Source organism: Parafrankia sp. EAN1pec (assembly GCF_000018005.1).
GTDB lineage: Bacteria > Actinomycetota > Actinomycetes > Frankiales > Frankiaceae > Parafrankia > Parafrankia soli.
In genome coordinates, this window is record NC_009921.1 from 7,029,226 (window position 1) to 7,054,360 (window position 25,135).

Below are 25,135 nucleotides of genomic sequence, written 5' to 3' on the forward strand. Positions count from 1 at the left end.
TGGACCGGGCGCCCACCCCACGCGACAGTGAGGCACCCAGCCACGGCCCGACCCAGCCGAATCCACAACTCAACATCAACAAGGCCGGGGAGACAGCCCGCGATCAACGGACCCCAGCCCGCGAAAGATCGAGGCTAGGCAGCAGCACCAACGCCCGATCTCCGCGGAAACGCTACGCAAGCGGCTGGAAGTCGGCGCCGGCATCGCACGCGGCTTGGTCACCCAGCTATGCGCCACCACCCACACCGCGCTCGACGGACAGGCCGACCCAGCGTCGTAGGGCGCTGGCAGTGTCACGAGGCCCTGTTTTGGCGCGCGACGGCGCGTTGCACGTAGACGCGTGGTCCCTACATCCTCCAAACTGCGCGAACTGGTAGCTGACGTCGAAGTGGGTTCCAACCTCCTCGTTGCTGAGTCCTTTGAACGCGGCCGTTCTGCCGCTTGCTCTGGGATGAGCAGCTCACGAGCGAGGAACATCGCCTTCTTCCCCTTCTTCTCGCCGGTAAAGCAGGTGGTGTCGTCGCCGGTGAGGAGGAGGGCGTCGCCAGGGCGTCATCGACGCCTGGCTGGCCCGTCCTGCTGGGTGCTGCACCATGGGCAGATCACAGCCGGCGCGGACGCAGGCACGGTGAACTGCGCATGGCACGGCCGCCGGGATCTACCCGAGTGCCAGCGGCGCCGCCGATGACCGGTACACACGACGGCCGTGTCGCAGGGCGGCTCGTCGCCGAGGATGCGCGTTGCGGCACACCGTGCAGATGGGCTCCGGAGGCGCGGCGACGAACGTCGGATTCGCCTTGGTCGCAGAGATGATCTGCCGATAGCTGGAGTGCGGCGTGGCACCGCCGCAGACATCGCAGTGCAGATAGAGATCCGACCTGGGCGTACGCCGCCGCACATCCCGCGCGATGAAGGCGAGCGCCGAGACAAACTCGCGCACCGTCATCTCAGGATCTTCTGGTTCACGACCGCGCGAGTTTCGACTCCTCCGCACGACACACCATGATCCCGGCCGATCGACCGGTCTGCCAGCGATCGACCTCAGATGCCGGATCGCAGCGAAAACAGCTTGGGAGTACACACCAGCGATCAAGGTCCCTTGACCACCAACCCCCTGCGACTACTCCTCGTAGTCGAGGCCTGTCGGTGCGCCCGGGGAATCGAACCAGACGATCAACGCCCCGACCTGGACATCTTCTATTCGATCAACCATCAGATCTCATAGATCTTACCTATTTTCCCAGGTCAGGGCATCGTTACGTATCGTGGTGGAGGTGGCGGGAATCGAACCCGCGTCCTCCGGCCCCGACACAGGGCTTCTCCGGGCGCAGCCTGCTTGTTTTTTCTCAGCCCCGCCGGTCCCGCAGGCAAGCCGGCGCAGGCTCAGTCGCTGTTAGATTTCCCGACCTACCCCGCGACCGGGTGGGACGGTGATCCTCCTGTCGACGCCAGATCCTGGGCCGGAGGAACTCCCAGGCTGACGGCTAGTTGGTCTCTACTCAGGCCGCGAGGGCGAAAGTGGAGCTAGCAGGCTGCGTCTTAGTGGCAGCTGTTGTTCTGAACGGATCGTTAACGAGATAACCGCTCATCCTCGGCCCGCTTCCCCTGCCTCGACGTCCGGAGTCGAAGCCGGTCACCCCCTGGTATGTGCCGTGTTGGTGCATGCGTGCTGTTCTGTGCCAGCCGGACCCGCCGACGACTCGCCAGCGTGCCCAGACGGTCCAACGTCGACCGCCGACCACATGTTCCCACACGGCGCCGCGGCTCGGCCACCCGATTACGGCTCGGCGCGGCGGCCCGCGGGCAGCACCGCCGCTCGCCCGCGGGCCGGGCGAGCGCACCACCACCGACGGCCAGCCGGAACGGGTGGCGAACGGCGGCGGGAGGACGGAACAGACCAGCCGTCCATATAGTTGAACGTTCAAGACAGAGGCAATGTGATCAGGGGGAACGCAATGGAGATCAAGGAACTGGGACACCTCGTACTGTACGTGCGCGAACTCGAACGCTCCGTTGCCTTCTACCGGGACGTCCTCGGCTGGCGGCAGGTCTTCCCCGAGGTTGGCGGGCCGGCCGGTCTGGGCATCCCCGCGGCGGCGTTCTCCTCGGGCCGCACGCACCATGAGCTGCTGCTGATCGAGGTCGGGGCGGACGCGGCCGCGCTGCCGCCCGGTCGGCGCGTCGGGCTCTACCATTTCGGGCTGAAGGTCGGCGACAGCGACGACGAGCTTCGGGAGGCGCTGGAGCGCATCGAGCGGGCCGGCGTGCGGCTCGTCGGCGCGTCGGACCACACGGTCACCCACAGCCTCTACATCTCCGACCCGGACGGGAACGAGATCGAGCTGTACATCGACGTGCCCGGGGTCGACTGGCGCGGCAACCCCGCCCTGATCGCGGCGCCCATCCATCCGCTCCGCCTCTGAGTGGCCCGGGCGCCGGCGGTCACCGCGCGTCACGGCCCCGGCCCGGCGCGGGTCCAGGACACTGGCCGGGTGCCCCCCGCAGGCGAGCGCGCGACGGGCTCCGAGCGACGGACGGTCGTCCTTCTCCTCGCGATGACCTCGCTGACCGGTCTGGTGGACTCGTTGACCTTCCTGGGGCTCGGCGAGGTCTTCGTGGCCAACATGACGGGCAACGTCGTCGTCCTCGATCACCACGTTCGCCGTCCAGACCCGGCTGGGCGGGGGCCGGGGGTCGGGTGGGCCCCGGCAGCTGGCCGGGCCCGTGGTGATGTTCGCGAGCGCCGGCGCCGGCGCGCTGGGTTTCCTGCGCGTGACGCCGCTGCTGTCGCTGTATGCCGGGCTGACGCTGGTCGCGCTCAACCTCGCGCTCGCCACCGCCGGCTCCGCGTTCAGTCCCTGGCCGGACCGCCCCGGGCCCCCGCCGTCCGGTCCGCCAGATCCGGCGGATCCGCCCGCCCGGCCCGATCCGCCGCATCAGCCCGATCGGCTTGATCCGCCCGATCGGCCTGCGTGATGTCGGTACACAGAAGAGCCCACGGCTCGTCCCGCACCCGGGTCATCACCACCGTCATGGTGCGGCCCCCCGGGACCAGGTGCCGCCGGGCCGGCATCAGCCGCCGCCGGATGGCGTCCACATCCCCGGCGAGTCCGCGCCGGCGCACGTCGAGTGCGCCGATGCCGGCCTCGCGCACGGCCGCCGCCACCCGGCGCACGTCGAAGGCCATCTCGGCCTCGACCCGCAGCGTCCGCGCGAACGGGGTCGCCAGCGGCCGGTCGGCGCCGAGAAACGCGATCCTCGGGTCGATCTGCCACCCGCCGACCAGGCGGCCGAGCGTGCCGACCAGCCCGGCCCGGGTGACGGCGGGATTGGGGTCGAAGAGGTACTCCCCCGGCGGCCGGACCGGGAGCGGGACGGGCCCGCCACCGCCGCTGTGACCGCCGCCCGGGCGGCCGTGGTCGCGGTCGTCACCGACGGGGTCCGGCTCACCGGTCAGCGTCACCACCCGTGGCCCGGTGGTCCCGGGCACCGACCGGTCACCCGGGCCGAGCAGCACCGTCGCCCGCCGGGACGCCGTCGCGAGCGCGGGCGAGAACAGCACGGACTCCTTGAGGCCACGTCTGTCCGCGACGAACTCGATCTCCCAGCCTGGCGGGACGAGCTCCACCGGGAGCCCCGGAGCCGCCTTGACCGCGACGGCCTCGACCCGCTCGGTCAGCCCGAAGCACCAGGCCAGCGGGGGCTCACCGGCGCCGGCGGACATCCGCCGCTCGCCGCCCCGCCGCGCGGGATCGACGAAGACGCCGTCGACGCCCGTCAGGCTGACATCCCGGACGTCCGCCGCAAGGGCCTCGACCCCACCGGACCCGCCCTCCCGCCCGCCGCCCCGGAGCGCGTGCGCGTTGTGGACGGCCATCCGCAGGTGCAGTGGGTCGCGGTCGACGGCGAGGACCGGGTGCTCGGCCGCCAGGGCGCGGAGGTCACCGCCGATGCCGGTGCACAGGTCGGCGAGGCGGCCCAGGCCGGCGAACCTCGCCGCCCGGTGCGCCGCGGCCCGTTCGGACGAGGCCTGCTCCAGCCCGGCGCGGGTGAAGAACATCCGCTCGGCCTGGCTGAACTTCGCCGCGGCCCGGGCCCGCAGCTCGGCCTGGGCGAACGCGGCGGCGACGAGGTCGGGGGGATGGCCGGCGGCGCGCAGCCGGGAACCGGCGCGCAGCTCCGTGCCGTCGGCATGCGCCGCGGCCGCCGCGGCGAGCAGGTCCGCTCCCGTGGGGGTCAGCAGCGCGTCGAAGGTGGCGAGCGGACGGGCCGCCTGTTCGCCGTCGTGGTCCGGCGCCGCGGGTCGGTCAGACACGGCCCTTCGCCTGCCGGCCCATGATCCGGCTCATCTCACGCGCCGCGTCCCGCTCGGCGAGGGCGTGGCGCTTGTCGTAGTTCTTGCGGCCGCGGGCCAACGCGATTTCGACCTTCGCCCGCCCGTCCTTGAAGTAGAGCGAGAGGGGGACGACGGTGAGGCCGCCCTCGCGGGTCTTGCCGATCAGCTTCTCGATCTCGGCGCGGTGCAGCAGCAGCTTGCGCCGCCGCCGCGGGGCGTGGTTCGTCCACGTGCCCTCGGTGTACTCCGGGATGTGCACGTTGTGCAGCCAGATCTCACCGTCGGCGATCTGCGCGAACCCGTCCACCAGCGAGGCGCGGCCGGCGCGCAGCGCCTTGACCTCGGTACCCATGAGGACCAGCCCGGCCTCGTAGGTGTCGAGGATGTCGTAGTCGTGGCGGGCGCGCTTGTTCTGCGCGATCAGCTTGCGCCCGGTCTCCTTCGGCACTGCTCCTCAGCCCTGCTTCCCGTCCGTAACGTTCCCGTCCGCCGCCCCGTTGTGGGGCGCCGTGTCGTGGGACGCCGTCACACCCGCAGGTGCCGGCGCAGCGCGACGGAGGCCATCCCCGCCGCGGCGGCCACCCCGACGGCGAGCACCACCGCGACCGCCGTCCACACCGCGTCCCATCCGAACAGAGGGAACATTGTCTGATGGGCGAATCGTCCGTCCACCAGATATATCTTGGCCAGCACCAGGGCGGCTGCCGCGAGCAGCCCGCCGAACAGGCCGGCGAGGGCGCTCTCCAGCACGAACGGCGCTCGGATCGTGGCGTTGGTCGCGCCGACGAGCCGCATGATCGCGGTCTCCTTCCGGCGCGCGTGGGCGGAGATCCGGATCATCGTGTAGATCAGCGTGAACGAGGCCACGGCCTGCGCCGCCGCCAGGGCGAAGGCTCCCAGGGTGAACGCGTCGAGAAAGCGGTAGAGCGGCCCGAGGAGGGCACGTTGATCCCGAACGGCCTCGACGCCGTCCCTGCCAGTGTACGCATAGACGATCTCCTCGGCATCCCGTGGATCGACCAGGGTCAGCCGGAAGGAGGCCGGGAGGTCGTCGGGGCCGATCCCGGCCACGACGTCCGGGGAGCTCCGGAAGTCACGGCGGAACCGCTCGTAGACGTCCTTCTTGGTCTCGTAGGTGACCTTCGTTACCAACGGGTCGGCGGCGAGCTCGGCGCGCAGCGCGGAACGGTCGGCGTCGGTGAGGCCGTCCCGCAGATCCACGACCACCTCGATCTGGTCGAGCAGGAACCGGTCGACGGTACGTGCCTGAGCGCGCAGCAGCAGGCCGGCGCCGAGCAGGGCCAGGCAGATCGTCACGGTCACGACCACCGCGCAGGTCATCGCGAGGTTGCGGCGCAGGCTGGTGGCCAGCGCCGCCAGGAGCGGGCCGGGCCGCATCAGCCCGCCGCCCCACCGGCCGGGCGGACGGGCTCGGTCCGCTGGTCGGGGATGGTGACCGGCCCCGCGTCGTAGCCGCCGCGGCGCTCGTCGCGGACGAGCGTGCCGGCGTCGAGCTCCAGGACCCGGCGGCGCATCGCGTCGACCAGGCCGGCGTTGTGCGTGGCCATGAGCACGGTCGTGCCGGCCTGGTTGACGTCCTCCAGCAGCTCCATGATCTCGGAGCCGGTGGCCGGGTCGAGGTTGCCGGTCGGCTCGTCGGCGAGCAGGACCCGCGGGCGGCCGACGAACGCCCGGGCGATGGCGACCCGCTGCTGCTCGCCGCCGGACAGCTCGTCCGGGAAGCGTTTCTCCTTGCCGGCGAGGCCGACCAGCTCGAGCACCTCGGGGACAACGGTTCGGACCACATGCCGAGGCCGGCCGACGACGTCGAGCGCGAAGGCGACGTTCCCGGCGACCGTCCGGTCCGGCAGGAGCCGGAAGTCCTGGAAGACGCAGCCGACGGTCCGCCGCAGCTGGGGGACCCTGCGGTCGGGGATACGCGCGACGTCCCGCCCGGCGACCTCGACCAGGCCCGCGGTCGCCCGTTCCTCGCGCAGCAGCAGCCGCAGCAGGGTCGACTTACCGGAGCCGGAGGGGCCCACCAGGAACACGAACTCCCCCACGCCGATCTCGAGGGTGACGTCCGAGAGGGCGGGTCGGCTCCCGGTGGCGTAGCGCTTGGTCACGGAGGCCAACCGGATCATCAGGACCTCCCCATACTCAGCACAGCAGACCCATCACGATACGTAGTCGGATGGGCCAGGTCCCGCACCTCGGGGCGCGCGCGTCCGTGGTGGCCCGTCCCGCCCGGTGGCTTACGGCGGCGCAGCGCATCAGCCGGGCGTACCGTGGAGTCGTATCGCGTCCAGCCGGTGACGGACCAGCGTGCGCGGGGCCGCGTGGGCGGCGATCTGGTTGCCGGACCGGGCCGAAGGAGGACGGCATGTGCTGCGATGACCTGGTCTGCGCGAGGTGTGCCGCTCCAGTCGCCGAAGGGCGTTGCCCGGCGTGCCGCGCCGCCCGCGAGTCCCTGCACCACTCCTCGTTCACCGTCTCGCCACAGCTGCTGATCGCCCTGCTCACGGTGCTGCTCGCGCTGATGCTCCTGGCCGGCTACCGCGTCTGAGCCCGCTCGGCGGTAGCGGTCGGCCTGCCCTGGGACGTCGCCGTCCGTAGCGGTGGTCCGGTCGCCCGATGTGGCACACGGGGCCGGGCGGGCACGCTCGGCGGCTGGTGACCGTTTCAGGTGTAGAGCCCGCCCGCCGACACCACCGTCAGGCCGATACCGCCGTCAGGCCGACACCGCCGTCAGGCCGACACCGCCGTCAGGCCGACACCGCCGTCAGGAGCATCATGCGCGTTCCGTCCGGTGCCCCACGGCTGCTCGCGGCGGTCGTCGCCGTGCTCGCTCTGCTGGTGGGCTGCGGCTCCGCGGGCACGGACGGGCCGGTGGGTGCGGGCGGCCCGGGGGAACCGGAGCCGTCCGCGACCGGGCCCGCCAGCGGAGCCTCGGCTGCGGCTCCCCCGGCCGCGTCCGCGGGCGGCGCGGGCGGGCTCGGGGAACCGTCACCGGTGGTCACCGGTTTAGCGGCGCCGTGGGGCCTGGCGTTCCTGCCCGACGGGCGGGCCCTGGTCGGGGAGCGCGACAGTGGTCGCGTCCTGCTGGTGCCCGCGGGCGGCGGCACCCCGGTGGACATCCTCACACTGCCCGTGACGCACCGTAGCGAAAGCGGTCTGCTGGGCCTCGCGATCTCCCCCCACCACGAGACGGACGGCCTCGTCTACGCCTACTACACCTCGGCATCGGACAACCGCATCGTGCGCTTCCGCCTCGACGGCGCCCGCGCCGGCGCCGTCGAGGACGTGCTCACCGGTCTGCGCGCCGCGCCGAACCACAACGGCGGGCGAATCGCCTTCGGGCCGGACAGCCTTCTCTACGCGGCCGTCGGCGACGCCGGGAACCCGGGCGCCGCGCAGGACCCGTCCAGCCTGAACGGGAAGATCCTGCGGATGACGCCGGAGGGCGCGGCGCCCGCCGGCAATCCGACGCCGTCCTCGCTGGTCTACAGCCTCGGGCACCGCAACGTGCAGGGCCTCGCCTGGGATGCCAGCGGCCGGCTGTGGGCGTCGGAGTTCGGCCAGAACACCTTCGACGAAATCAACCTGATCACCCCGGGCGCGAACTACGGCTGGCCGGTGGTCGAGGGAACCGGTGACACCGACGGCGGCCGCTACACGAACCCGCAGGTCACCTGGACCACCGCGGAGGCGTCCCCGAGCGGGATCGCGATCCGGGACGACATCCTCTACGTCGCCGCGCTGCGCGGGGAGCGGCTGTGGGTGGTGGAGCTCGCCGACGGCCGGGTCACCGGCGAGCCGAAGGCGCTGCTCGCCGGTGAGCTCGGGCGGCTCCGCACGATCGTGACGGCGCCCGACGGCGGACTGTGGCTGACGACGTCCAACACCGACGGCCGTGGCAGGCCCGCCACCGGCGACGACCGGATCGTGTCGCTGAGATGAGCGAGCGCGTCGCCGACGCGGCATCCGATCACGACCCGGGCACCGGGTGGTCGATGATCGTTCCAGCCGGCGGCGTCCTGGTCGTCGCGGGCATCCCGGGCGCGGGCAAGAGCACACTGATCCAACGGCTGTACCACGGTGCGCCCGCCCCCGCCCCCGGCCGCGGTGCCGGGCCGGCGGGCGGCCGGGCGGACGACCCGCTCGTGCTGGACTCCGCGCAGGTGCGGGCCGCGCTGGCCCGGCGGCTCGGGCACCTCCCGTACGCGCTCTACCGGCCGGTCGTGCACACCGTCCACTACTGGCGGATCGCGGCCTGGACGGCCGGGCCACGCCGCAACCTGGTGATCCACGAGTGCGGCACCCGGACGTGGGCCCGGCGCACGGTGGCCGCCCTCGCACGGCTGCGCCGCCGTCCCGCCCACCTGGTCTTCCTGGAGACCTCGCCGGCCGCGGCGCTGGCCGGGCAGCACGCACGCGGACGGGTCGTCCCCCACCGGTCGTTCCGGCGGCACGAACGGTCGTGGGCCCGGATGCGCGCCGCCCTGCAGGATGGGTCGCTGGCCCGGGAGGGCTGGACGTTCGCGCGCGGGATCAGCCGCGAGGAGGCCGCCCGCCTGACCGAGATCCGGTTCGAGTGAGCCCTGCTCACCCCACCTGACCGGGGCCGTCGTCCCGGGCAGGGCCGTCGTCCGCGCGATCCGGGATGCGACCCACGGCGAGCTGGTCGCGCAGGGCGACGACCTCGCCGATGACGATCACGGCCGGCGAGGAGACGTCCGCCGCCAGCGCCAGCCGGGTGATCTCGCCCAGCGGGCCGGTCACCAGCCGTTCGTGCTCCGTGCCACCGGCGTGGATCACCGCGGTCGGGGTCCGCGGTGACCGCCCGCGTTTGATCAGCTCAGCGCTGATCCGGGGCAGCGCCGCGACCCCCATGAGCACGACCACGGTGCCGGGACCGGTCGCGAGCGCGTCCCAGTCCGCCGTCGAACCGGGGTGGGACGGGTCGAGGTGGCCGCTGACGATCGCCACGTCCTGGGTGATGCCGCGGTGGGTGACCGGGATCCCGGCCATCGCGGGCACGGCTACCGCGCTGGTCACCCCGGGCACCACCTCGCACGGCACGCCGGCGGCGGTGCAGGCCAGCGCCTCCTCACCGCCCCGGCCGAAGACGAACGGGTCGCCGCCCTTGAGACGGACGACCCCGAGGCCACGCAGCGCCCGTTCCACGATGAGGGCGTTGATCTCGTCCTGGGTGAGGTTGTGGCCGTGCGGTGCCTTGCCGGCGTCGACGATCTCGACGTCCGGCCGCAGCTCGTCCAGCAGCTCACGGGGGGCGAGGCGGTCGACGACGACCACGTCGGCGCGCCGCAGCAGGCGCAGGCCGCGCAGCGTGATCAGATCACCCCGGCCCGGCCCGCCTCCGACAAGCGCTACCCATCCCGCCTGCGCGTCCACGGCCACTCCCCACCTCGCGTCGCCCCACCTCGTGTCGCCCCACCTCGTGTCGCCCCGCGCCGCGTTGCCCCACAGGGCGTCGCGCCGCGTCACGTTGCGGACCGGGCGCGGTGGCCCGGCCGCGGAGGCCATGTGGTCAGTGTGCGTCCTGGCCGACCTCGGCGGCGACCGGTCGCCGCACCGGCAGCGGGCGCGACAACTCCGGCCCACCTCGCGCGATGATTCGGTCGTACAGCTCGTCATCGCCGTCGACGACGACCACGATCTGATCGGGACGGTGTTCCTGAGCCGCGAGCGAATCAAGCGCCCGGGTCAGCAGGTCCCATCGCTCGACAAGATGACAGCAGACGATGACCGCCGTTCTGGGCGGCCCGCTCACGCAGTTTCCACACCCAGGCGCCACCGGATCGAACGGTAGGCACGCCATCCGGCCCGGAGCCTGCGCCGCGCGGCGAGAGCCGCGTCGCGATGCCCCTCCGTCACGAGCCGCAGAATGTCGGCCGCGCCGACTGACCGGCCGACGATCAGGCGGCTGACCTGGAAACGCGAACGGCTCCGGCGATGGATTCTGTATCCGACCTCGCACGCCGAACCGAATCCGGCGCTTTCGACGATTTGCCGGACACCGGGTGAATGGTAACCGAACGGATAGCAGAAACTGTCCGGACGGTGACCGGTCTCCTCCGCGATCGTGCGCATGCTCGCCGTGACGTCGTAACGCGCGATCGCGGGCGGCACGACGTCCAGCTCCACGTGCCGGTGGCCGTGGGCGCCGATCTCGATCCCCCGGTCGGCCAGCGCGGCCAGCGCGGGCCAGTCGAGCAGGGCCAGCTCACGCTCGGCGTACGCCTCCAGCCAGCGCGCCCGCTGACCGACGTAGGCCGTCGGTACGTACAGGGTCGCCGCCGCACCGAACTCGGCGAGAACGGGCAGCGCCCTGGTGACGAAATCCTCGAAGCCGTCGTCGAAGGTCACCGCGACCTGGCGCTCCCGCGGGTTCGCCAGCGCGTCGGACAGGCTGGTGACGGTGTAGCCGTGCTCCACAAGGCTGCCGAGCTGCTCGGCGAAGACCCCCGCGGGCACCTCCCACCTGCGGAAGTCGGCGCTCACCGAGTCACCGATGCTGTGGTACATCAGCACGGGGAGCGCGGACCGGCACGGCGCCGACGGCGAGCCGTCGCCCGGAGAGCTTGTGGGCCACGTTCCGTCCGGCGAAGCCGCCGTGGCCGTCGACATCCCGGTCATCGGTTGTCACGCCCCGAAGCGACTACCGTGAGTTCGGACATTCCACCCGCCGTATCGTCGAAGAAGCTCAGTCGGCAGTACGTGGAACGACAGTACTTCGACCGGGTGTGCCACGAGCGGCAGAACCGCGAATCCACGTGATGCCCCCATCCCGCGCCTACCGACCGGTCCGAGGGAACCACGTCGAGCGATGACGCCAAACGGAGCGTTACTCTACACGCGCAGGGCCGGAGAGCCAATCCCTCGATGTCCGCCTCGACAGGGCGAAGGGTAATGGTCCGGTACGCAAACGTGGCCGGCCGAAGATCCGCGTCCCGTGCGGTCACCGATCTGTTCACGCCAGCGAACGGGATTGGCTGGGAAAAGTCCGCGGCTTTCCGACTGATAACGACCGGTGGGATTACCGAATCATGGCCGGAAGCCACGGAAAAGACCTGTCAGCCCTGCTTTTCGGTGGCCCTGCGCCACCTGATCTCACCGTCGATGAAGTCGTCGATATCCCCGTCGAGAACGGCGTTCGTGTTCGACGTCTCGACCTCGGTCCGCAGATCCTTGACCATCTGGTACGGGTGGAGCACGTAGTTCCGGATCTGTGAACCGAAGGAGACATCCTGCGGGCCGCCGGTGAGGCGCTGCTTCTCCGCGGCCTCCTCGGCGCGGCGCCGCTCGAGCAGCTTGGCCTGCAGGACCATCATCGCGGCGGCCTTGTTCTGCAGCTGGCTGCGCTCGTTCTGGCAGGTCACGACGATGTTGGTGGGCAGGTGCGTGATCCGCACGGCGGAGTCGGTGGTGTTGACGCCCTGGCCACCCGGTCCGGAGGACCGGAAGATGTCGATCCGGAGCTCCTTCTCGTCGATGTCCACGTGGTCGGAGACCTCGACGGCGGGAGTCACCTCGACGCCGGCGAACGACGTCTGGCGCCGGTTCTGGTTGTCGAAGGGCGAGATGCGCACCAGCCGGTGCACACCGTGCTCGCTGCGCAGCGTTCCGTAGGCGTAGGGGCACTTGACCTGGAAGGTGGCCGACTTCAGACCGGCCTCCTCCGCCTCGGAGGTGTCGAAGACCTCGGTGGCGTACCCGTGCCGCTCGGCCCAGCGCAGGTACATCCGCAGCAGCATGGCGGTCCAGTCGGCCGCGTCCACCCCGCCCGCGCCAGCCGAGAGCTGGACGATCGCGTCACGCTCGTCGTACTCGCCGGAGAGCAGGGTGCGGACCTCGAGCGTGGAGATGTCACGCGCCAGCGCGGGGAGGTCTGCGGCCGCCTCGGTGAGCAGGTCGTCGTCGCCGAGGTCGAGGGCGGCGATGAGGTCGTCGAGCCTGCGGCGCAGGCCCTCCACCCGGCCGATGTCACCCTTCACAGCGGACAGCCGCCTCGTCACCGCCTGGGCGCGATCCTGGTCGCTCCACAGGTCCGGGTCGGCCGCCTCCTGTTCCAGCGCCTGAGCGCGGCGACGCAGACCCTCGACATCGAGCACGGTCGCGATACCTGCCAGCGTCGCGTCGAGATTCTTGATCTCCTCGGAGAGGTCGACGGCCATGTGACCCAGCCTACCGGCGTGCACGCGGGAGCCGACGAACGGTTGATCCAGGCCCTCCACCAGCCCGCCCGCGGGCTGCCGCGATCAGCCGGCGCCCGGCCCGGAGCGGCTCTCCCGCGTCTCCCACGCGCGGGACCGGCGGCACCACCGGGCCGGATCCGCACCGCGGTGCCGGATCCGCACCGCCGCGGGACGCACCGCCTCCGCGCCGTCGCGCGGCGGTGCCACCGCCCGTCGGCGGTCCCGTCGCGCCCGGGACGGACGGTCCGTTGGGACCGCCTTTCGAACCATCGAACGCCCCGAGAAGCAGGTCACGGGGAAGAAACATGCAACGGCACGCCGAAATATTCGGTTAACATCGCGGCTCCGAGGTCACATCAAGCGCACTAAATCGAGCGCGATGTTTCCTGGACGGCAACGGGCAAGGTGCGTTCCACATCACGCCCCGCACCCGAACCACTCCCGAGACAGCGCGAAGCGATATCGTCGATTGCATCGCAGCGCGGTGAGAAGCCCGGGTACAGCTGGTGGAGCCTCGGTCCGACTCGGCAGATGGTCCAAACGGATCAGATCCGAACGGATCAGGGCAGCCTTCCGGGCCCACCCGGGCGACGCACGGCGCGGCGGTTCCCAGGCCGGTGGACAACGAGGTCCGCGGGCCCACGGAACCGCCGGGCGACATGGTGCCGGGGGGAGCCCGCGCCGGTTGATGCCTGCACCGCCGCGGGCACCGTTCCGGTGGGTGACGGCATCGTGCACGGGCGATGAAGCCCTGGCGGCGACGAAGCCGCCGAATCGGCCAATGCGTCGAGGATGACGCCGACCCTTCCTTCTCGCGACATCGTGGGTTCTCGCGACATTGTGGGACGCCAGGTGTTTCGGACAGCGCGCCGCGTTTTCGGACGGCGGCGCCGTCCGCGACGGCAGCGTCCGACGACAGTGGCAGCGGCCGGCGACAACAGACCTACGGCATCGGCAGCCGGCATCGGTCGGCGGCCACCGGCGGCGCCCCGTCATGGCGCGGCGCCTCCGTCACCGGCGACGGGACATGCAGACGACACAACGGCAACAGACGTGAGGTCAGCGGATATGCGCACTCGCAACAGCCGGCCGCCGATGCCCGGAAGACACCCGAGCGGGCACGGGCGAGCGGATTGCGAACGGAGGGTCCCCTCGTGTCGATTGGCGTCGATCGACGTGCGGTCCTGCTCACGACCGGCGTACTGGCCGTGGTCCCGATGAGCCCCGAGAGCCCGACACCGGCCGCCGGTCACGAGACCGCCTCGAGCCTGCATGACGCGTGCCTCGGGGCACTGCGCGCGGCCGTCGCGAACTACGAGACCGTCGATCTCGCCACCACCGCGTCCACCCTCGAGCCGCTCGAGGAGACCAGTCGGACCATCCCGCAGCAGTACCGGCTGCGGGGGCGCGCCGCCATCGACTGGATGTGGCTGCACGCGGCGGTCACCACCGCCGCCGCCGCCGCCTCGTACGACCGGGGCCGGCACGGCGAAGCCGCGGCCCGCGCCGACCGCGCCGCGTCCCTGGCCCGCGCGGCCGGAGACGGCCCGCTCGCCGCCCGCGCACTGGCACTGCGCGCCCGGGTGGTGCGCCCGCACAGCCCGGCCGTCGCCCTGCAGATCGCCGGCTCGGCCGCGCGGATCGCCGGCCGCAGCCCCACCCGGGCCCTGATCTCGGGCAAGGTCGCCGCCAGCGCCTGTGCCGCCGCCGGTGACGCCGCGGGCGTGCGCGACGCCGTGGCCCGGGCCTGGGCCACCATGGCGGAGCTCGGTGAGGACGTGCACGGGCGTCCCGGGTTCAGCCTCGACACCTATTCACCCGCCGACCTGGCCCTCGCCTGCGCAGAAGCACTCACCACCGTCGGCGCAGCCGACGAGGCGGCTCCCTACCTCGACCGGGCCGCGTCGCTCATCGCCCGCAGCGGCCAGACCGGTATGATCGTCTCGGTGCGGATGGCTCAGTCGCGGGCCGCGATCGCCCGTGACTTCCCGGACCGGGACGAGGCGGTCGAGCACGCCTCCGACGCGGTCGCCCTGGCCGCCCGCCGGCCGGCCGAGTGGGTCGCCCGCCTGGTGCGCGACGTCTCCGACCTGGCCGAGATCCGGACAGGTCACGGCTTCGACGATCTCGTGGCGGCCACCGCCGGGTGGATCGCGCTTCCGGCAGCGGCTCCGAGCCCCGGCGACGGTGCCGACCGCGAGGTGGCCGACCGCGACGTGACCCTCACCCACGCCGGCGGACCGACGGCCGTCCCGTCGCCGCGCGCCGAGATGATGTCGGGCCGCAAGGACATGTGAGCCGCGGCCTGGGCCGCGGGCTCGGCGGCTCAGGGCTCGGCGGCTCAGGGCTCGGCGGCTCAGGGCTCGGCGGGCGTTCTGACCAGCGACTGGGCCTGCGCGCCCGCGCGCACGGTCACCGGGCCGACGCCGAGGAAACCAACCACCGGCAGCTCGACCACCCGGCTGCCCTCCACCCGGACGGTCGTCGCGTCGACGAGAGAAGCATCCAGGGCGGTCCGGCCGGACGGGTCCGCCTGCGCCTCGTACTCGTCGACGGCGTCGACGATGTCCGACAGCGGCAGTGCCTCGAAATTCTCGGTAGCGGTGTAGATCGCGTTCTCGTCGATCCGCTGCGCAGCGGCCAGGGCGGCGCCGTCGGCGGCGGACGCGACGGAACGACGAGCCAGATACAGCGCGGACACGTCGGTGACAACCACGGCGAGCATCGCGGCCAGCATCAGATAGCCCAGCGTCAGGATGAGGATCGTCCCGCCGTCGCGGTCGACCGGTTCGCGCGCGTCAGCCATCCCATGCTCCCCAGGTGCCATCCGTCGGTCGACGGATTCCCGGGCCGGCCGCGGTACCGACGCCGGCCACCGCCAGGACGTCCGCCGCGCAGGAAACGAGCCGGACATCCACCGCCGTAAAGAGACGTGTCTGGACTTTAACGCCGCGGCGTCACGCACACGGCCCGCACCGGTGTGCCGGGTGTGCGCCGGCCCGAGGACGGCAGCCGGATTCCGGCGTTCAGCCCACCGGTCCTATCCACACCGGGATGCCGTTGAGCACGGCGGTACCGGAGAGCGGGTCGATCCGCGAACTGTCGGTGAGAATGTTCGTGTTCACTCCGGGGTGTCCGGCGGCGACCGACATCCGGGTGCCGGCGAGGCCGTGGCCCCAGCCGTGCGGCAGGCACACGACACCGGCCATCATCTCGTCGCTGACCTACACCCGGACGTCGAGGGAGCCGGCGGTGGACGTGATCCGGGCTGACCCGCCGTCGCGGACGCCGTGGCGGGCGGCGTCGTCGGGGTGCACCAGCAGGGTGCAGCGATCTCGTCCCCGGGCCATCTCCGGGACGTTGTGCAGCCAGCTGTTGTTCGTCCGCAGGTGACGCCGGCCAATCAGGGTCAGTCCCGGGCTGCCCGGGCTCTCCGGTGCCTCTGGGGAACCCGGGGTCATGGAGGGCTCGCGGCCCTCAGCCGCCTCGTGGGCGTCGAGGGCGGCGTGCAGGCGGGCGGCGTCGGCCACGATCGGGTCGGGGCACAGCTCCACCGTCGCGCTGGCCGTCCGCAGCATTGCCGGGATCCGCGGCTCGAGCGGTCCCAGATCGATCCCGTGCGGGTTCGCCCGCAGCGTGGCCAGGCTCAGCCCGCCGGGCCGCGCACCGAACGCGTCACCGAAGTGCCCGGTGCGAAGCGCGATGTCGAGTAGGCGTTCCGGTGCGCCGTCGCCGTCCACGAGAGCGCCCAGTTCGGCGACGTCCCGCCCGGCGACAGGTGAGCCGGGCTCCGTGACCGCCCGCCGCAGTGCCTCCTCGATCAGGTACTCGTGGAAGGCCGCGACGGCGGTGTCGGTCCAGACCGCGGCATCGGCTGGCCGGGAGTCCTCGACCGGCAGCTCCGCGTCGGCTGTCGCGTCGACATCGGCCGGCTCGGCGGTGGTGCCTGATTCAGCGGTGGTGGCCGGCCCGGCGGTGGCTGTGGTGGCAGCGTTGGCCGGCTCGTCGGCGAGAGCCAGGGCGATGAGGGTGAGGCGGGCCAGGATGTCGTGCTCGGCCATCCCGCCCGGGTACGGCGGCAGCGCCGGCGGCGAATAGGTCGCCACGGTGCGCACCGCCAGCGCGCCGAGCGCGAAGTCGTAGTGCCCGACCCCGGCCGGATCAGCCGGCGGCAGCACCACGTCGGCGTGCCGGGACGTCTCGTTGAGGTACGGATCGACGCTCACCATGAAGTCCAGCTGGGCCAGTGCCGCGGCGAGCCTGGCGGAGTCCGGTGTGGAGAGCGCCGGGTTGCCCGCGATGGTGAACAGCGCCCGTAGGCGGCCGTCTCCGGGGGTGTCCATCTCCTCGGCCAGCGCCGCGGCCGGCAGCTCGCCCATCACCTCCGGCAGACCGCGGACGCGGGTGTGCCAGCGCCCGGTGCGCCACCCGCGCCCGCCGCCCCGCCCGCCGCCCACGCGGTCGGCGCGGCCGTGCGCACCCCGGCCGAACATGGCGCCGCCCGGGACGTCGAGATTGCCGGTGATCGCGTTGAGGGCGATCGTCAGCCAGCTGGTCAGGGTGCCGAACTCGACCGTGGTCGTGCCCATCCGCCCGTAGACGGCGGCTCGCGGCGCGGCGGCGAGCTCGCGAGCAGTCCGCCGGGTCGTCTCGGCCGGGATTCCGCAGCTCGCGGCGACCCGCTCCGGGGTGAACGGCGCGGCAAGCTCGGCGACGCTGTCCGCTCCGGACAGGTGCGCGGCGAGCGGGCCGAGGCGGACGAGCCCCTCGGCGGCGAGGACGTTGACGATCGCGAACAGCCACAGCGCGTCCGTCCCGGGCCGGATCGGCAGGTGCTCGTCGGCGAGGGCGGCCGTGCGGGTGCGGCGTGGGTCGACGACGACGACCCGCCCGCCACGCGCGCGGATTCCAGCCAGCCGGCCGGGGAAGTCCGGCGCCGTGCACAGACTGCCGTTGGACACCGCCGGATTGGCACCGAGCATCAGCAGGTGGTCGGTGCGGTCCAGATCGGGCACCGGGATGAGCGAGGGGTGACCGAAGACGAGGCCGCATGCGACGTGCATGGGCATCTGGTCGACCGTGGAGGCGCTGAACACGGCGCGGGTCCGCAGCGCCTGGGTGAACGCCGGCCTGTGCTGGGCGCCGGCCATCGAGTGCGCGTTCGGATTGCCGAGATAGGCCGCGACCACGGCCGGGCCATGGGCGGAGACCACCCGCCGCAGCCCGGCGTGGACGGCTGCGAACGCCTTCTCCCAGTCGACCTCACGGTGCTCACCGGTGGCCCGGTCGCGCAGCAGCGGACGGCGAAGCCGGTCGGGGTCGCCGAGTAACTGCGGCAGGGAGGCTCCTTTGGCGCAGAGGTAGCCACGGCTGAACACATGTTCCGCGTCGCCACGGGCGGCCGTCACCCGGCCGTCCGTGATCCGTAGCTCCAGTCCACAGGTCGCCTCGCACAGCGGGCAGACCCGCAGGGCAGTCACCGAGCCGGCGGCCGTTCCCGTACCCGTACCCGCGCTTGTTCTCTTCATCATGTCCGGCAGGATCACATATTCCCGGCGCACATTCCGGGTGGTGCGCCCTGGTGTACGGACGCTTCCGATCAGGCGGATCCGACGAGGAACGAGTACGTTCCGGAACTCACCAACCAATGGCCGTCGACGCGGATGGCTACCACCTCTCGCTTGATCTGGTACCCCCATTTCCTTCCGAGTTGGGGGTCGGTGTGGGTGAGGATGATGGTCGCTCGAGCCTGGTTGCCGGCGATCGGCGTGATGTTCTCAAGCTGTACCTTGAGGTTGCCGATGACACCTGGATAACGCTGAATGAAACCCCGTGTGATGTCGCGGTACCGTTCGCCGTTCTGGACGTAGGCCAACCCGTCGTCGATGTTGTCGTCCCCGTCGAATGCCTCGGTGAACGCCGTCGTGATCTCGTCCGCGGTGGCCTGGTCCGGCGGCGCGGGGTCAGCTGGCGGGACTGTCGCCAACCCGGCCGGCGGAACGCCCGGATGCGCGGTCGCGCCGGTGGCCGGTCCGGGGAGCGGGCTTCCGGCCGCCGGTGTGATGACGTTCAGCCCATGGTCGGAAGGGAGATGCCTTTCGACGGTCAGGCCGCCGATGATCACCGAGCTCGTGGCCAGCGCCGCCGCTACGAGCACGAGTGCTTTGCGCCGTCCTCGCTGATGACGCGGCGGAGCCGGTGCGCACACCCTGACGGTCAGGTCGGCCGGTGCCACGACGGACCGTGTGGCCCGGTCGAGCAGTTCGCGCAGCATCTGTTCGAAGGCCAGATCAGATGCGGAGGTATACCCGGACCCGGACCCGGAATTGGGGCCGGGGCCGGGGCCTGAACCGGGGCCGGGGCCGGGGCCGGGGTAAGCGTTGTCGGCCGGCATCAACGCCTCCTCTCGATTCGGACGCGGACATCCCCCAGATGCTGGCTCCCACGCAGCCGGGCCAGCGCCCGCGACGCGTGGGTCTTCACCGAGCCGACGCTGCATCCGAGGATCTCGGCCACAGCGGCTTCCGGCAGGTCGTCGAAGTAACGCAGGACGACCACCGCGCGTTGCCGTTTCGGTAGTTCGCGCAGTGCCCTCAGCACCTGGTCCCGCATCGCCAGATCCGGCATGCCGTCCGCACCGGCCCGTTCGGCCGCCGCGTCCAACGGCTCCTCCCGGAACTGTCGCGACCGCCACCGGCTCGAGGCCGCGTTCACCAGCACACGGCGGACATAGGCCTCCGGAGCGATGATGCGTTCCCTGCCCCAGCGCTGGTAGGTGCGCTCCAGGGCACCCTGGAGCAGGTCCTCGGCCGCGTGGCGGTTACCGGTCAGCAGAAAGGCCGTCCTCATCAGACGGTCGGCCGAGGCAGTGACGAAATCCTCGAACGACTCGTGGGACGCCTCGTCCATCCAATGCCCCCATTGATTGGCCCGCGCCGCCCAGCACCGCTGCGTGCACGTCGATGGGGCGGCGGCCCGCGATGACGCGAGCCGCCGCCCCGCTGGGCGCGCCGAGCCGAGAGTCGGCCAGCAGCAGCGCGACGGGGTGTCCGTGGCGCCGCCGCCGGCCGGGCCGGCAGTCACTGGCTCCGGCGGCGCGGCGCCCCCTGGCCGCGCGGCTTCCGGGGAGCCGCCGGTCGACGGGCTACGCGGGAGCGCTGCCGAGCAGGGACGCGAGCCCCAGCACGCTGTGGTAGGTCTCCTCCGAGACCTTCCACGAGCCGTGAGTGAAGACCGCCTCGCCGGTGCTGCCGATGGAACCGGACCGGCCCTGGTAGGTGTAGGCGACCGTGAACCTGACCGAGGCGTGGTCCTGCGCCCAGAAGTAGATCTGGTTGACGGTGACCCGCGCGGTCAGCCCCGGGTAGGTGGTGCGGAACTTCTCCAGCACACCGACCAGGCGCTGGCCGTTCTCCACGGCGGCCAGCGGCACCCGCGGCGGAGCCTCGGAGCTGTTGAGACCGACCGCGAACGCGACGCGGATCAGCGGCTCCGACAGCCTCTGCCAGGCCGTCGGCGTCGGCGCCGGGCCGACGGTGAGCGACTCGGCGATGCGGAGCAGGTCGGCCTCGGACAGCAGGCCCGGCGGGGTGGTCCCGTTCTCACCGACCCGGCCGCTTACGGTCAGCACGACGGACGGGTCGCCTTCCACCCAGGTCATCTCGGAGATACCGCCGCCGCTGGCCAGCAGGGTGACAGCCTCGGTGTCCCGCAGCGCGACCCGTCCACGCTGGCTGCTGGGGTAGTACTGCGCGTAGGCGTTGGCCACGTCATCGAGCGTCGCCTCGGGCGTATCCCGCTGGACTGTCAGTCGAATGCTGGTGCCGCCGCCCTCGAACGTGCCGATGATGACTTCGCTCTCGATCCGGGTGCTCGGCACCGCGCCGGTGAAGCTGACGCCGCTGGGCAGCCAGCCAACCTGCACCCCGTCCACACTCGGAGCCGGCTTCCCACCGCCACCGCTTCCCGGGCCGCCTCCCGGGCCGGCGGCGGTCGCCGGGCCGGCGACCGCCACGGTCACGAGCCCGGTCAGGGCCAGTGCCGTCAGCCTGCCGAGAGTGCGGGACAGCCGACGTGCAGTGGGACGCCGCCGGGATCCATGGGATCCCTCCTGGTTGGTCCCTCGCGCCGCGTCATCCGGAGGGACCGTTCGCTTCGAAAGGATGGTGGAAGGGCCGTCGGAACAATCCGTCATTGACGCTCCTGCTCTGGTAGGCGCTGGCCACGGCGGCGCCGCGCGCCGAGATAGCCCAGCTGCCGTTCGGGTGTTTTCCACCTCTTAAGAGCGACGGTTGACGTAATTAGGTTGACGCGTTCGACCAAACCTTTCCCCAACACCCCGCGTCACTACGCAACAACTCGACAACCGCGAGGGTGCTCCCGGTTACGCAAGGTTCACCCCCCACGCGTGGGTCAGGCGTCGTCACCGAGATCGTCCCGCCAGCGGGTGGTCCTTAGGCGAAATCCGGGCGCGCAGACGGAAGGTGGAGGGACATGCCATTGACACTGCCGTACCCGTGAGCTGCGCCTTAGCGTGATCCGGGGTGTTCTGGGTGGGGCGCCGCAGCTCGGCGGGGACCGGGCAGCGCTGTTTCCCGGCACCGCACTCGGGATCATGTCGGAGAATTGTCCGTGGGGCCGTACACCCGGCGCGGGCGAGCCAGCGCCGGTTACCACAGATCCAAGCCCCAAGCCCGGAGTATCGGCTCACCGGACCGGCAGAACCAACGGATCACATGACTCAAGCGAGGGCATCCGCCGGCGTCTGCGACCGGTAAGTTTTCCGGCCGGCGCCGACCGAACGCAGCGAGCAGCGCCATGACCGTGTCAGCACCGAGCACACCCTGTCCAGCCGGTCCGTAGCGGAGGATGCGCTGACGCCTTGGTCTCCGCCATGAGCTCGGGCCAGCCCCAGTTGACGCCTGCGGCGGCGCGGTGCCACTAAGCGCAGAAGCCCGAGAGCAGGAGAGCAGGAGACCCTGGTCAGACGCCTGGCCAGTCGGCCGGTAGGCGTCGATGACCGCGGTGGACTGGCCGTGCAAGCCACGTTCTCCGCCATACTGACCTGCGTCATCCACGGTGGCTTCGTGGCCCACCCGCACGCACCACGCACCACGCACCACATGATTTTCTGCACGGCTTGGACGGGGCGCTCGTGGTCGCGGTCGAACCGTCGATCTCCAGGGAGAGCATGTGATCAAGATCGTGTCCCTCATGAGCCGCAGGCCAGACCTCACGATGAACGAGTTCGTCGCCTACTACGAGGAAAAACACGTTCCCCTGGTGAGCAGACTGCTGCCCTTCCATTCTGACTACCGGCGCAACTTCGCGGTGGAGGGCGCCGAGCACCGGACCGGTCACATGGCCCCAGGTCGCGCCACGGAGCGTCTGTTCGACGTCATGACCGAGCTGACCTATGAGAACGAGGAAATGTACCGGAAGGTGGTCGACGCCCTCGCCGGCAAGGAGGTCGGGCGGATCATCGCCGAGGACGAGGCCCGGTTCGTCGACCGCTCATCCATTCGCACCTACATCGTCGACGAGCGCCGATGACGACGCCGGGAGCACCCACCGCATACCCGCCGGTCGAGGTTCTCAAATTTGGGCTGGTAGAGCTATGTCGACGGCCCGGGCCGTCGTCGACCTCGGTCCCAGACCGCCTGCAGGCCGTCCGGGTCGAGGTCGACCTTCGTCAGGTATCCGATGGCACCGCACTCGGTCGCCACGTCGGCGTAGCGGTCGGCGTCGTACGACGACATCAGGACCACTGAACTCACCGCACCGGACACCCGCAGCAGCCGGGTCGCCGCGAGGCCGTCCATGCCCGGCAGGTTGACGTCCATCGGCACCAGGTCGGGTGCGAGCGCGGCGACCGCGGCGACCGACTCCTCGGCGGTCTCGACGGTCCCGACCAGCTCGAACCCCTCGGTGGCCTCGGCCACGGAGGCCGCCGTGACCCGGAACGGTTCCTGGTCGTCGACGACGATCACATGAACGGCCATGCGTCGCCCTTCCGGTCGTTGCGGGACGGAAAACGTCGGCCGAGCCGACATCCGGATGCCGCCGACGAACACCATGGAAGGCATCTCGGCCGCGAAGCGCATCCGAGCCGAGCACCCCGGCGTCGGGTGGTCGTCCTGTCGCAGTACGTCGAACACGAGTACGCCTACGAACTGTTGCGCGACGGCGTCGCCGGACTCGGGTACCTGCTGAAGGAGCGGGTCGTCGAGGTCGACGAACTGGTGCGCGCCCTTCGCGAGGTCGCCCGCGGCGGGTCGGTGCTGGACCCGAAGGTCGTGAAGGGCCTGCTGGCCCACACCACTCGCGAGAAGGGACCGCTCGCCACGTTGACCGCTCGTGAACACGAGGTCCTCAGCGCCATGGCGACCGGTCAGAACAACGCCGCCATCGCGCGGACGCTGTTCCTGTCCGAGCGTGCCATCGAGAAGTGCTGGCCCTGATGGCACGCGGGCACTCCAACACCGCCATCGCCGCCGACCTCTACCTCGCGGTGAAGACGGTCGAGGCCCACGTGACCTCGATCTTCACGAAGCTGGACCTGACGCCGGGCGACCGCGAACGCCGACGCGTGCTCGCCGTCCTACGCTTCCTGCGCGCCTAGGTCCCGCGCCAGTCAGGCGTCCCCACATCCGTCCAGCCGGTACAGCGGCACCCCGCGAACCCGTAGACCGTTGATCTCGCAGTTGTCGGCCATGCCGTTGGTGACGATGAGGCGATAACCGGGCTCGACAGGCGGGAGTGGCCGCGGTGGCGGTTCAGGCCGGAACGCCGGAGGAGCGCTTGACCAGGGCGTCGAAGGTCCGGTCGGGCAGGATCCTGCTGAGGAGGATGAGCGGGCGGGCACCGAAGCCGACACGGTAGCGGGTACGGGGTCGGCGGGCGGTGGCCGCCCTGGTGACGGCTTTGGCGATGACGCTGGTCGGTGAGGTCATCCGCGCGTCAGGGCGTGAGCTGGACTCCAGCGACGCGGCCATGGCGTTCGCCTGCTCGGCGTACGGCCCCTGGCCGGAGGTGGTGCGTAGCTTCTCGGCAGCGATCGCGCCCCACTCGGTCCGGATCGAGCCCGGCTCGATGAGCAGGACAGCGATGCCGAACCGCTTGAGCTCCAGGCGCAACGCGTCGCTGAGTCCTTCGACGGCGTACTTACTGGCGTGGTACCACGCACCCATGGGTGTGGCGAACCGTCCACCCATGGAGCTGATGTTGATGATGGTGCCACTGCGCTGGGCACGCATGGCTGGCAGCACCAGCTGAGTCAGATGGGCCAGACCGAACAGGTTGACCTCGATCTGCGCGCGGGCCTCGCGCATCGGGACGTCTTCCAGCGCGCCGTATGAGCCGTACCCGGCGTTGTTGACAAGAACGTCGATGCGGCCTTCGGCGGCGAGGATCTCTGCGACCGCGTTCTTGGCCGAAGTCTCATCGGTGACGTCGAGCGAGAGCGTACGTACGCCCGAGGCCGCCAGCGCCGTCATCCGGTCGGCTCGGCGAGCAGCGCCGTAAACGATGAAGCCGGCCTCATGGAGTTGCCGGGCGGTGGCCTCGCCTATGCCGGAGGAGGCGCCGGTGACCAGAGCTACCTTCTTGATCATGTCAGTTCCTTTCGCGGTGCCGTGGTGCCGCGCTCCGGCCAGGCCGGGGGCGCTGCCCGAGCAGGTACTGACCGACGCCCAACGAGCCGGGAAGCATCTATCAGACCATCGGTCTCTACCATAAGAGACCACCGGTCTCCAGTCAAGAGACCGGCGGTCTTCTAGGATGGGTGGCGTGACAGCCTTCCAACGCGCCAGGAGCGAGGAGCAGCGCACCGTGCGGCGGCAGAGCATCCTCCAGACCGCCGCCGCGATGCTCGACGAGATGCCCGTCGCGGCGCTGAGCCTGAACGAGCTGAGCCGCCGCGTCGGCCTGGCGAAGTCCAACGTGCTGCGCTACTTCGAGTCACGCGAGGCCGTGCTCCTCGACCTCCTCGACCACGCCGCCGCCGAGTTCCTGACGGAGATCGACGAGGCACTACAGTCGAACGTCGACCCGGCCGCCCCGCCGCACAGCAGAGCTCAATCCGTGGCCAGCACACTCGCCACCTCGTTCGCGACTCATCCGACGCTCTGCGAACTGCTCAGCGCACAGGCCGGAGTGCTGGAGCGCAACGTCTCCATCGAGGTCGCGACCCGGTACAAGCAGGGCGCACGCGACAGCCTGGTCGGACTCGCCACGCTCCTCCGACACCTGCTCCCCGAGCTCAGGGAAGAACGCTCCGCCCGCGCAGCCAGCATGATCATCGTTCTCGTGGGAGCCCTGTGGACCCGCAGTCATCCCACCCCCGCCGTCCTCGCCGCCTACGCCGCCGATCCGAGCCTGGCGTTCATGCATGTCCCCTTCGCCGAGGCACTTGAGCAAGCAGTCGCGACCTTCCTGGTCGGCATTCTGATCGAGGGCACCCACACTCCATAACAGTCGATTCCGAATGGCAGCCGATTCCGAAGGCAGTGCCGCGTTCGGAGGGCCGGTAACCCAGCGGGCGTCTCACCCGAGACCGGCGCAGAGGGGCGCGCGCCAGGCC

Annotated in this window: 24 protein-coding genes, 1 other RNA gene and 2 pseudogenes; 10 read left to right on the forward strand and 17 right to left on the reverse strand. The window is 71.3% G+C overall.

Going from position 1 to position 25,135, the window contains the following annotated elements:
• Positions 1 to 658: 658 nt before the first annotated feature.
• Together FRANEAN1_RS28615 and ssrA are read right to left on the reverse strand one after the other, a co-directional pair.
• Entirely contained in the window at positions 659 to 946 is a 288-nt protein-coding gene (locus tag FRANEAN1_RS28615; RefSeq protein ID WP_041254886.1) for a hypothetical protein, read from the reverse strand.
• Positions 947 to 1,266: 320 nt separating this feature from the next.
• Positions 1,267 to 1,641: a transfer-messenger RNA gene (ssrA, locus tag FRANEAN1_RS37880) on the reverse strand.
• Between the two features lie 314 nt (positions 1,642 to 1,955).
• Between ssrA and FRANEAN1_RS28625 the strand changes: the two genes are divergently transcribed.
• Both FRANEAN1_RS28625 and FRANEAN1_RS44135 read left to right on the forward strand, forming a co-directional pair.
• Positions 1,956 to 2,423, forward strand: coding sequence for a VOC family protein (locus FRANEAN1_RS28625; protein ID WP_020463236.1), 468 nt, complete (start codon positions 1,956 to 1,958; stop codon positions 2,421 to 2,423).
• Positions 2,424 to 2,555: 132 nt separating this feature from the next.
• Positions 2,556 to 2,648, forward strand: a pseudogene (locus FRANEAN1_RS44135) (DUF1275 family protein); the annotation flags it as partial.
• A gap of 203 nt (positions 2,649 to 2,851) precedes the next feature.
• Here FRANEAN1_RS44135 and FRANEAN1_RS28630 read toward each other — a convergent pair.
• From FRANEAN1_RS28630 to ftsE, 4 genes are all read right to left on the reverse strand, one after another.
• On the reverse strand, positions 2,852 to 4,315 hold the full coding sequence (locus FRANEAN1_RS28630) for a hypothetical protein (protein ID WP_020463237.1): 1,464 nt from the start codon (positions 4,313 to 4,315) through the stop codon (positions 2,852 to 2,854).
• The gene (gene smpB, locus FRANEAN1_RS28635) at positions 4,308 to 4,784 is read right to left on the reverse strand and encodes an SsrA-binding protein SmpB (protein ID WP_018502565.1); all 477 of its coding nucleotides are present in this window, start codon (positions 4,782 to 4,784) and stop codon (positions 4,308 to 4,310) included. Before smpB ends, FRANEAN1_RS28630 begins: the two co-directional genes overlap by 8 nt.
• Before the next feature lie 77 nt (positions 4,785 to 4,861).
• Positions 4,862 to 5,734, reverse strand: a complete 873-nt coding sequence (ftsX, locus tag FRANEAN1_RS28640; protein WP_020463238.1) for a permease-like cell division protein FtsX — start codon at positions 5,732 to 5,734, stop codon at positions 4,862 to 4,864.
• Complete coding sequence (ftsE, locus tag FRANEAN1_RS28645; protein ID WP_020463239.1) at positions 5,734 to 6,480, reverse strand: cell division ATP-binding protein FtsE; 747 nt, start codon at positions 6,478 to 6,480, stop codon at positions 5,734 to 5,736. The genes ftsX and ftsE overlap by 1 nt, the downstream gene beginning before the upstream one ends.
• A gap of 239 nt (positions 6,481 to 6,719) precedes the next feature.
• Between ftsE and FRANEAN1_RS28650 the strand changes: the two genes are divergently transcribed.
• The 3 genes from FRANEAN1_RS28650 to FRANEAN1_RS28660 all read left to right on the forward strand — a co-directional run bounded on the left by FRANEAN1_RS28650 (position 6,720) and on the right by FRANEAN1_RS28660 (position 8,934).
• Positions 6,720 to 6,902 carry a hypothetical protein gene (locus FRANEAN1_RS28650; RefSeq protein WP_020463240.1) on the forward strand — a complete coding sequence of 61 codons (183 nt, stop codon included), beginning with the start codon at positions 6,720 to 6,722 and terminating at the stop codon, positions 6,900 to 6,902.
• Positions 6,903 to 7,129: 227 nt separating this feature from the next.
• Positions 7,130 to 8,296 carry a PQQ-dependent sugar dehydrogenase gene (locus tag FRANEAN1_RS28655; protein WP_020463241.1) on the forward strand — a complete coding sequence of 389 codons (1,167 nt, stop codon included), beginning with the start codon at positions 7,130 to 7,132 and terminating at the stop codon, positions 8,294 to 8,296.
• Entirely contained in the window at positions 8,293 to 8,934 is a 642-nt protein-coding gene (locus FRANEAN1_RS28660; RefSeq protein WP_049795782.1) for an AAA family ATPase, read from the forward strand. Before FRANEAN1_RS28655 ends, FRANEAN1_RS28660 begins: the two co-directional genes overlap by 4 nt.
• Positions 8,935 to 8,941: 7 nt before the next feature.
• Here the strand turns inward: FRANEAN1_RS28660 and cobA are convergent, their stop codons facing one another.
• The 4 genes from cobA to prfB form a co-directional block, all read right to left on the reverse strand.
• Positions 8,942 to 9,757, reverse strand: coding sequence for a uroporphyrinogen-III C-methyltransferase (gene cobA / locus FRANEAN1_RS28665; RefSeq protein ID WP_020463243.1), 816 nt, complete (start codon positions 9,755 to 9,757; stop codon positions 8,942 to 8,944).
• A 130-nt stretch (positions 9,758 to 9,887) separates the two neighbouring features.
• The gene (locus FRANEAN1_RS28670; protein WP_041254888.1) at positions 9,888 to 10,130 is read right to left on the reverse strand and encodes a hypothetical protein; all 243 of its coding nucleotides are present in this window, start codon (positions 10,128 to 10,130) and stop codon (positions 9,888 to 9,890) included.
• Entirely contained in the window at positions 10,127 to 10,996 is an 870-nt protein-coding gene (locus FRANEAN1_RS28675) for a polysaccharide deacetylase family protein (protein ID WP_020463244.1), read from the reverse strand. The genes FRANEAN1_RS28670 and FRANEAN1_RS28675 overlap by 4 nt, the downstream gene beginning before the upstream one ends.
• A gap of 437 nt (positions 10,997 to 11,433) precedes the next feature.
• Positions 11,434 to 12,534 carry a peptide chain release factor 2 gene (gene prfB, locus FRANEAN1_RS28680; protein WP_041256622.1) on the reverse strand — a complete coding sequence of 367 codons (1,101 nt, stop codon included), beginning with the start codon at positions 12,532 to 12,534 and terminating at the stop codon, positions 11,434 to 11,436.
• Between the two features lie 1,175 nt (positions 12,535 to 13,709).
• Between prfB and FRANEAN1_RS28685 the strand changes: the two genes are divergently transcribed.
• Entirely contained in the window at positions 13,710 to 14,852 is a 1,143-nt protein-coding gene (locus tag FRANEAN1_RS28685; protein WP_020463246.1) for a hypothetical protein, read from the forward strand.
• 59 nt (positions 14,853 to 14,911) lie between these two features.
• Here the strand turns inward: FRANEAN1_RS28685 and FRANEAN1_RS28690 are convergent, their stop codons facing one another.
• The 5 genes and pseudogenes from FRANEAN1_RS28690 to FRANEAN1_RS28710 form a co-directional block, all read right to left on the reverse strand.
• Positions 14,912 to 15,361: a pilus assembly protein TadG-related protein gene (locus FRANEAN1_RS28690; protein ID WP_020463247.1), complete on the reverse strand. Its 450-nt coding sequence runs from the start codon at positions 15,359 to 15,361 to the stop codon at positions 14,912 to 14,914.
• A 220-nt stretch (positions 15,362 to 15,581) separates the two neighbouring features.
• Positions 15,582 to 18,083, reverse strand: a pseudogene (locus FRANEAN1_RS28695) (molybdopterin-dependent oxidoreductase).
• Between the two features lie 71 nt (positions 18,084 to 18,154).
• Positions 18,155 to 18,949 carry a hypothetical protein gene (locus tag FRANEAN1_RS28700; RefSeq protein ID WP_020463250.1) on the reverse strand — a complete coding sequence of 265 codons (795 nt, stop codon included), beginning with the start codon at positions 18,947 to 18,949 and terminating at the stop codon, positions 18,155 to 18,157.
• Positions 18,949 to 19,464, reverse strand: a complete 516-nt coding sequence (locus FRANEAN1_RS28705; protein ID WP_020463251.1) for a SigE family RNA polymerase sigma factor — start codon at positions 19,462 to 19,464, stop codon at positions 18,949 to 18,951. Before FRANEAN1_RS28705 ends, FRANEAN1_RS28700 begins: the two co-directional genes overlap by 1 nt.
• A 235-nt stretch (positions 19,465 to 19,699) precedes the next feature.
• Entirely contained in the window at positions 19,700 to 20,575 is an 876-nt protein-coding gene (locus FRANEAN1_RS28710) for a hypothetical protein (protein ID WP_347176799.1), read from the reverse strand.
• Positions 20,576 to 21,768: 1,193 nt separating this feature from the next.
• On the opposite strand from FRANEAN1_RS28710, the gene FRANEAN1_RS28715 reads away from it, so the two are divergent.
• Positions 21,769 to 22,107: an EthD domain-containing protein gene (locus FRANEAN1_RS28715; RefSeq protein ID WP_041256623.1), complete on the forward strand. Its 339-nt coding sequence runs from the start codon at positions 21,769 to 21,771 to the stop codon at positions 22,105 to 22,107.
• Between the two features lie 62 nt (positions 22,108 to 22,169).
• Here the strand turns inward: FRANEAN1_RS28715 and FRANEAN1_RS28720 are convergent, their stop codons facing one another.
• Positions 22,170 to 22,556, reverse strand: a complete 387-nt coding sequence (locus FRANEAN1_RS28720; RefSeq protein WP_041254889.1) for a response regulator — start codon at positions 22,554 to 22,556, stop codon at positions 22,170 to 22,172.
• Positions 22,557 to 22,682: 126 nt separating this feature from the next.
• Between FRANEAN1_RS28720 and FRANEAN1_RS42600 the strand changes: the two genes are divergently transcribed.
• Both FRANEAN1_RS42600 and FRANEAN1_RS42605 read left to right on the forward strand, forming a co-directional pair.
• On the forward strand, positions 22,683 to 23,015 hold the full coding sequence (locus FRANEAN1_RS42600) for a LuxR C-terminal-related transcriptional regulator (RefSeq protein ID WP_049795784.1): 333 nt from the start codon (positions 22,683 to 22,685) through the stop codon (positions 23,013 to 23,015).
• Entirely contained in the window at positions 23,015 to 23,176 is a 162-nt protein-coding gene (locus tag FRANEAN1_RS42605) for a response regulator transcription factor (protein ID WP_041256624.1), read from the forward strand. Before FRANEAN1_RS42600 ends, FRANEAN1_RS42605 begins: the two co-directional genes overlap by 1 nt.
• A 154-nt stretch (positions 23,177 to 23,330) precedes the next feature.
• Here the strand turns inward: FRANEAN1_RS42605 and FRANEAN1_RS28735 are convergent, their stop codons facing one another.
• On the reverse strand, positions 23,331 to 24,167 hold the full coding sequence (locus tag FRANEAN1_RS28735; RefSeq protein ID WP_020463257.1) for an oxidoreductase: 837 nt from the start codon (positions 24,165 to 24,167) through the stop codon (positions 23,331 to 23,333).
• A 166-nt stretch (positions 24,168 to 24,333) separates the two neighbouring features.
• Here FRANEAN1_RS28735 and FRANEAN1_RS28740 point away from each other — a divergent pair, with 166 nt between their 5' ends.
• The gene (locus FRANEAN1_RS28740; RefSeq protein ID WP_198145387.1) at positions 24,334 to 25,026 is read left to right on the forward strand and encodes a TetR family transcriptional regulator; all 693 of its coding nucleotides are present in this window, start codon (positions 24,334 to 24,336) and stop codon (positions 25,024 to 25,026) included.
• Positions 25,027 to 25,135 lie beyond the last annotated feature (109 nt).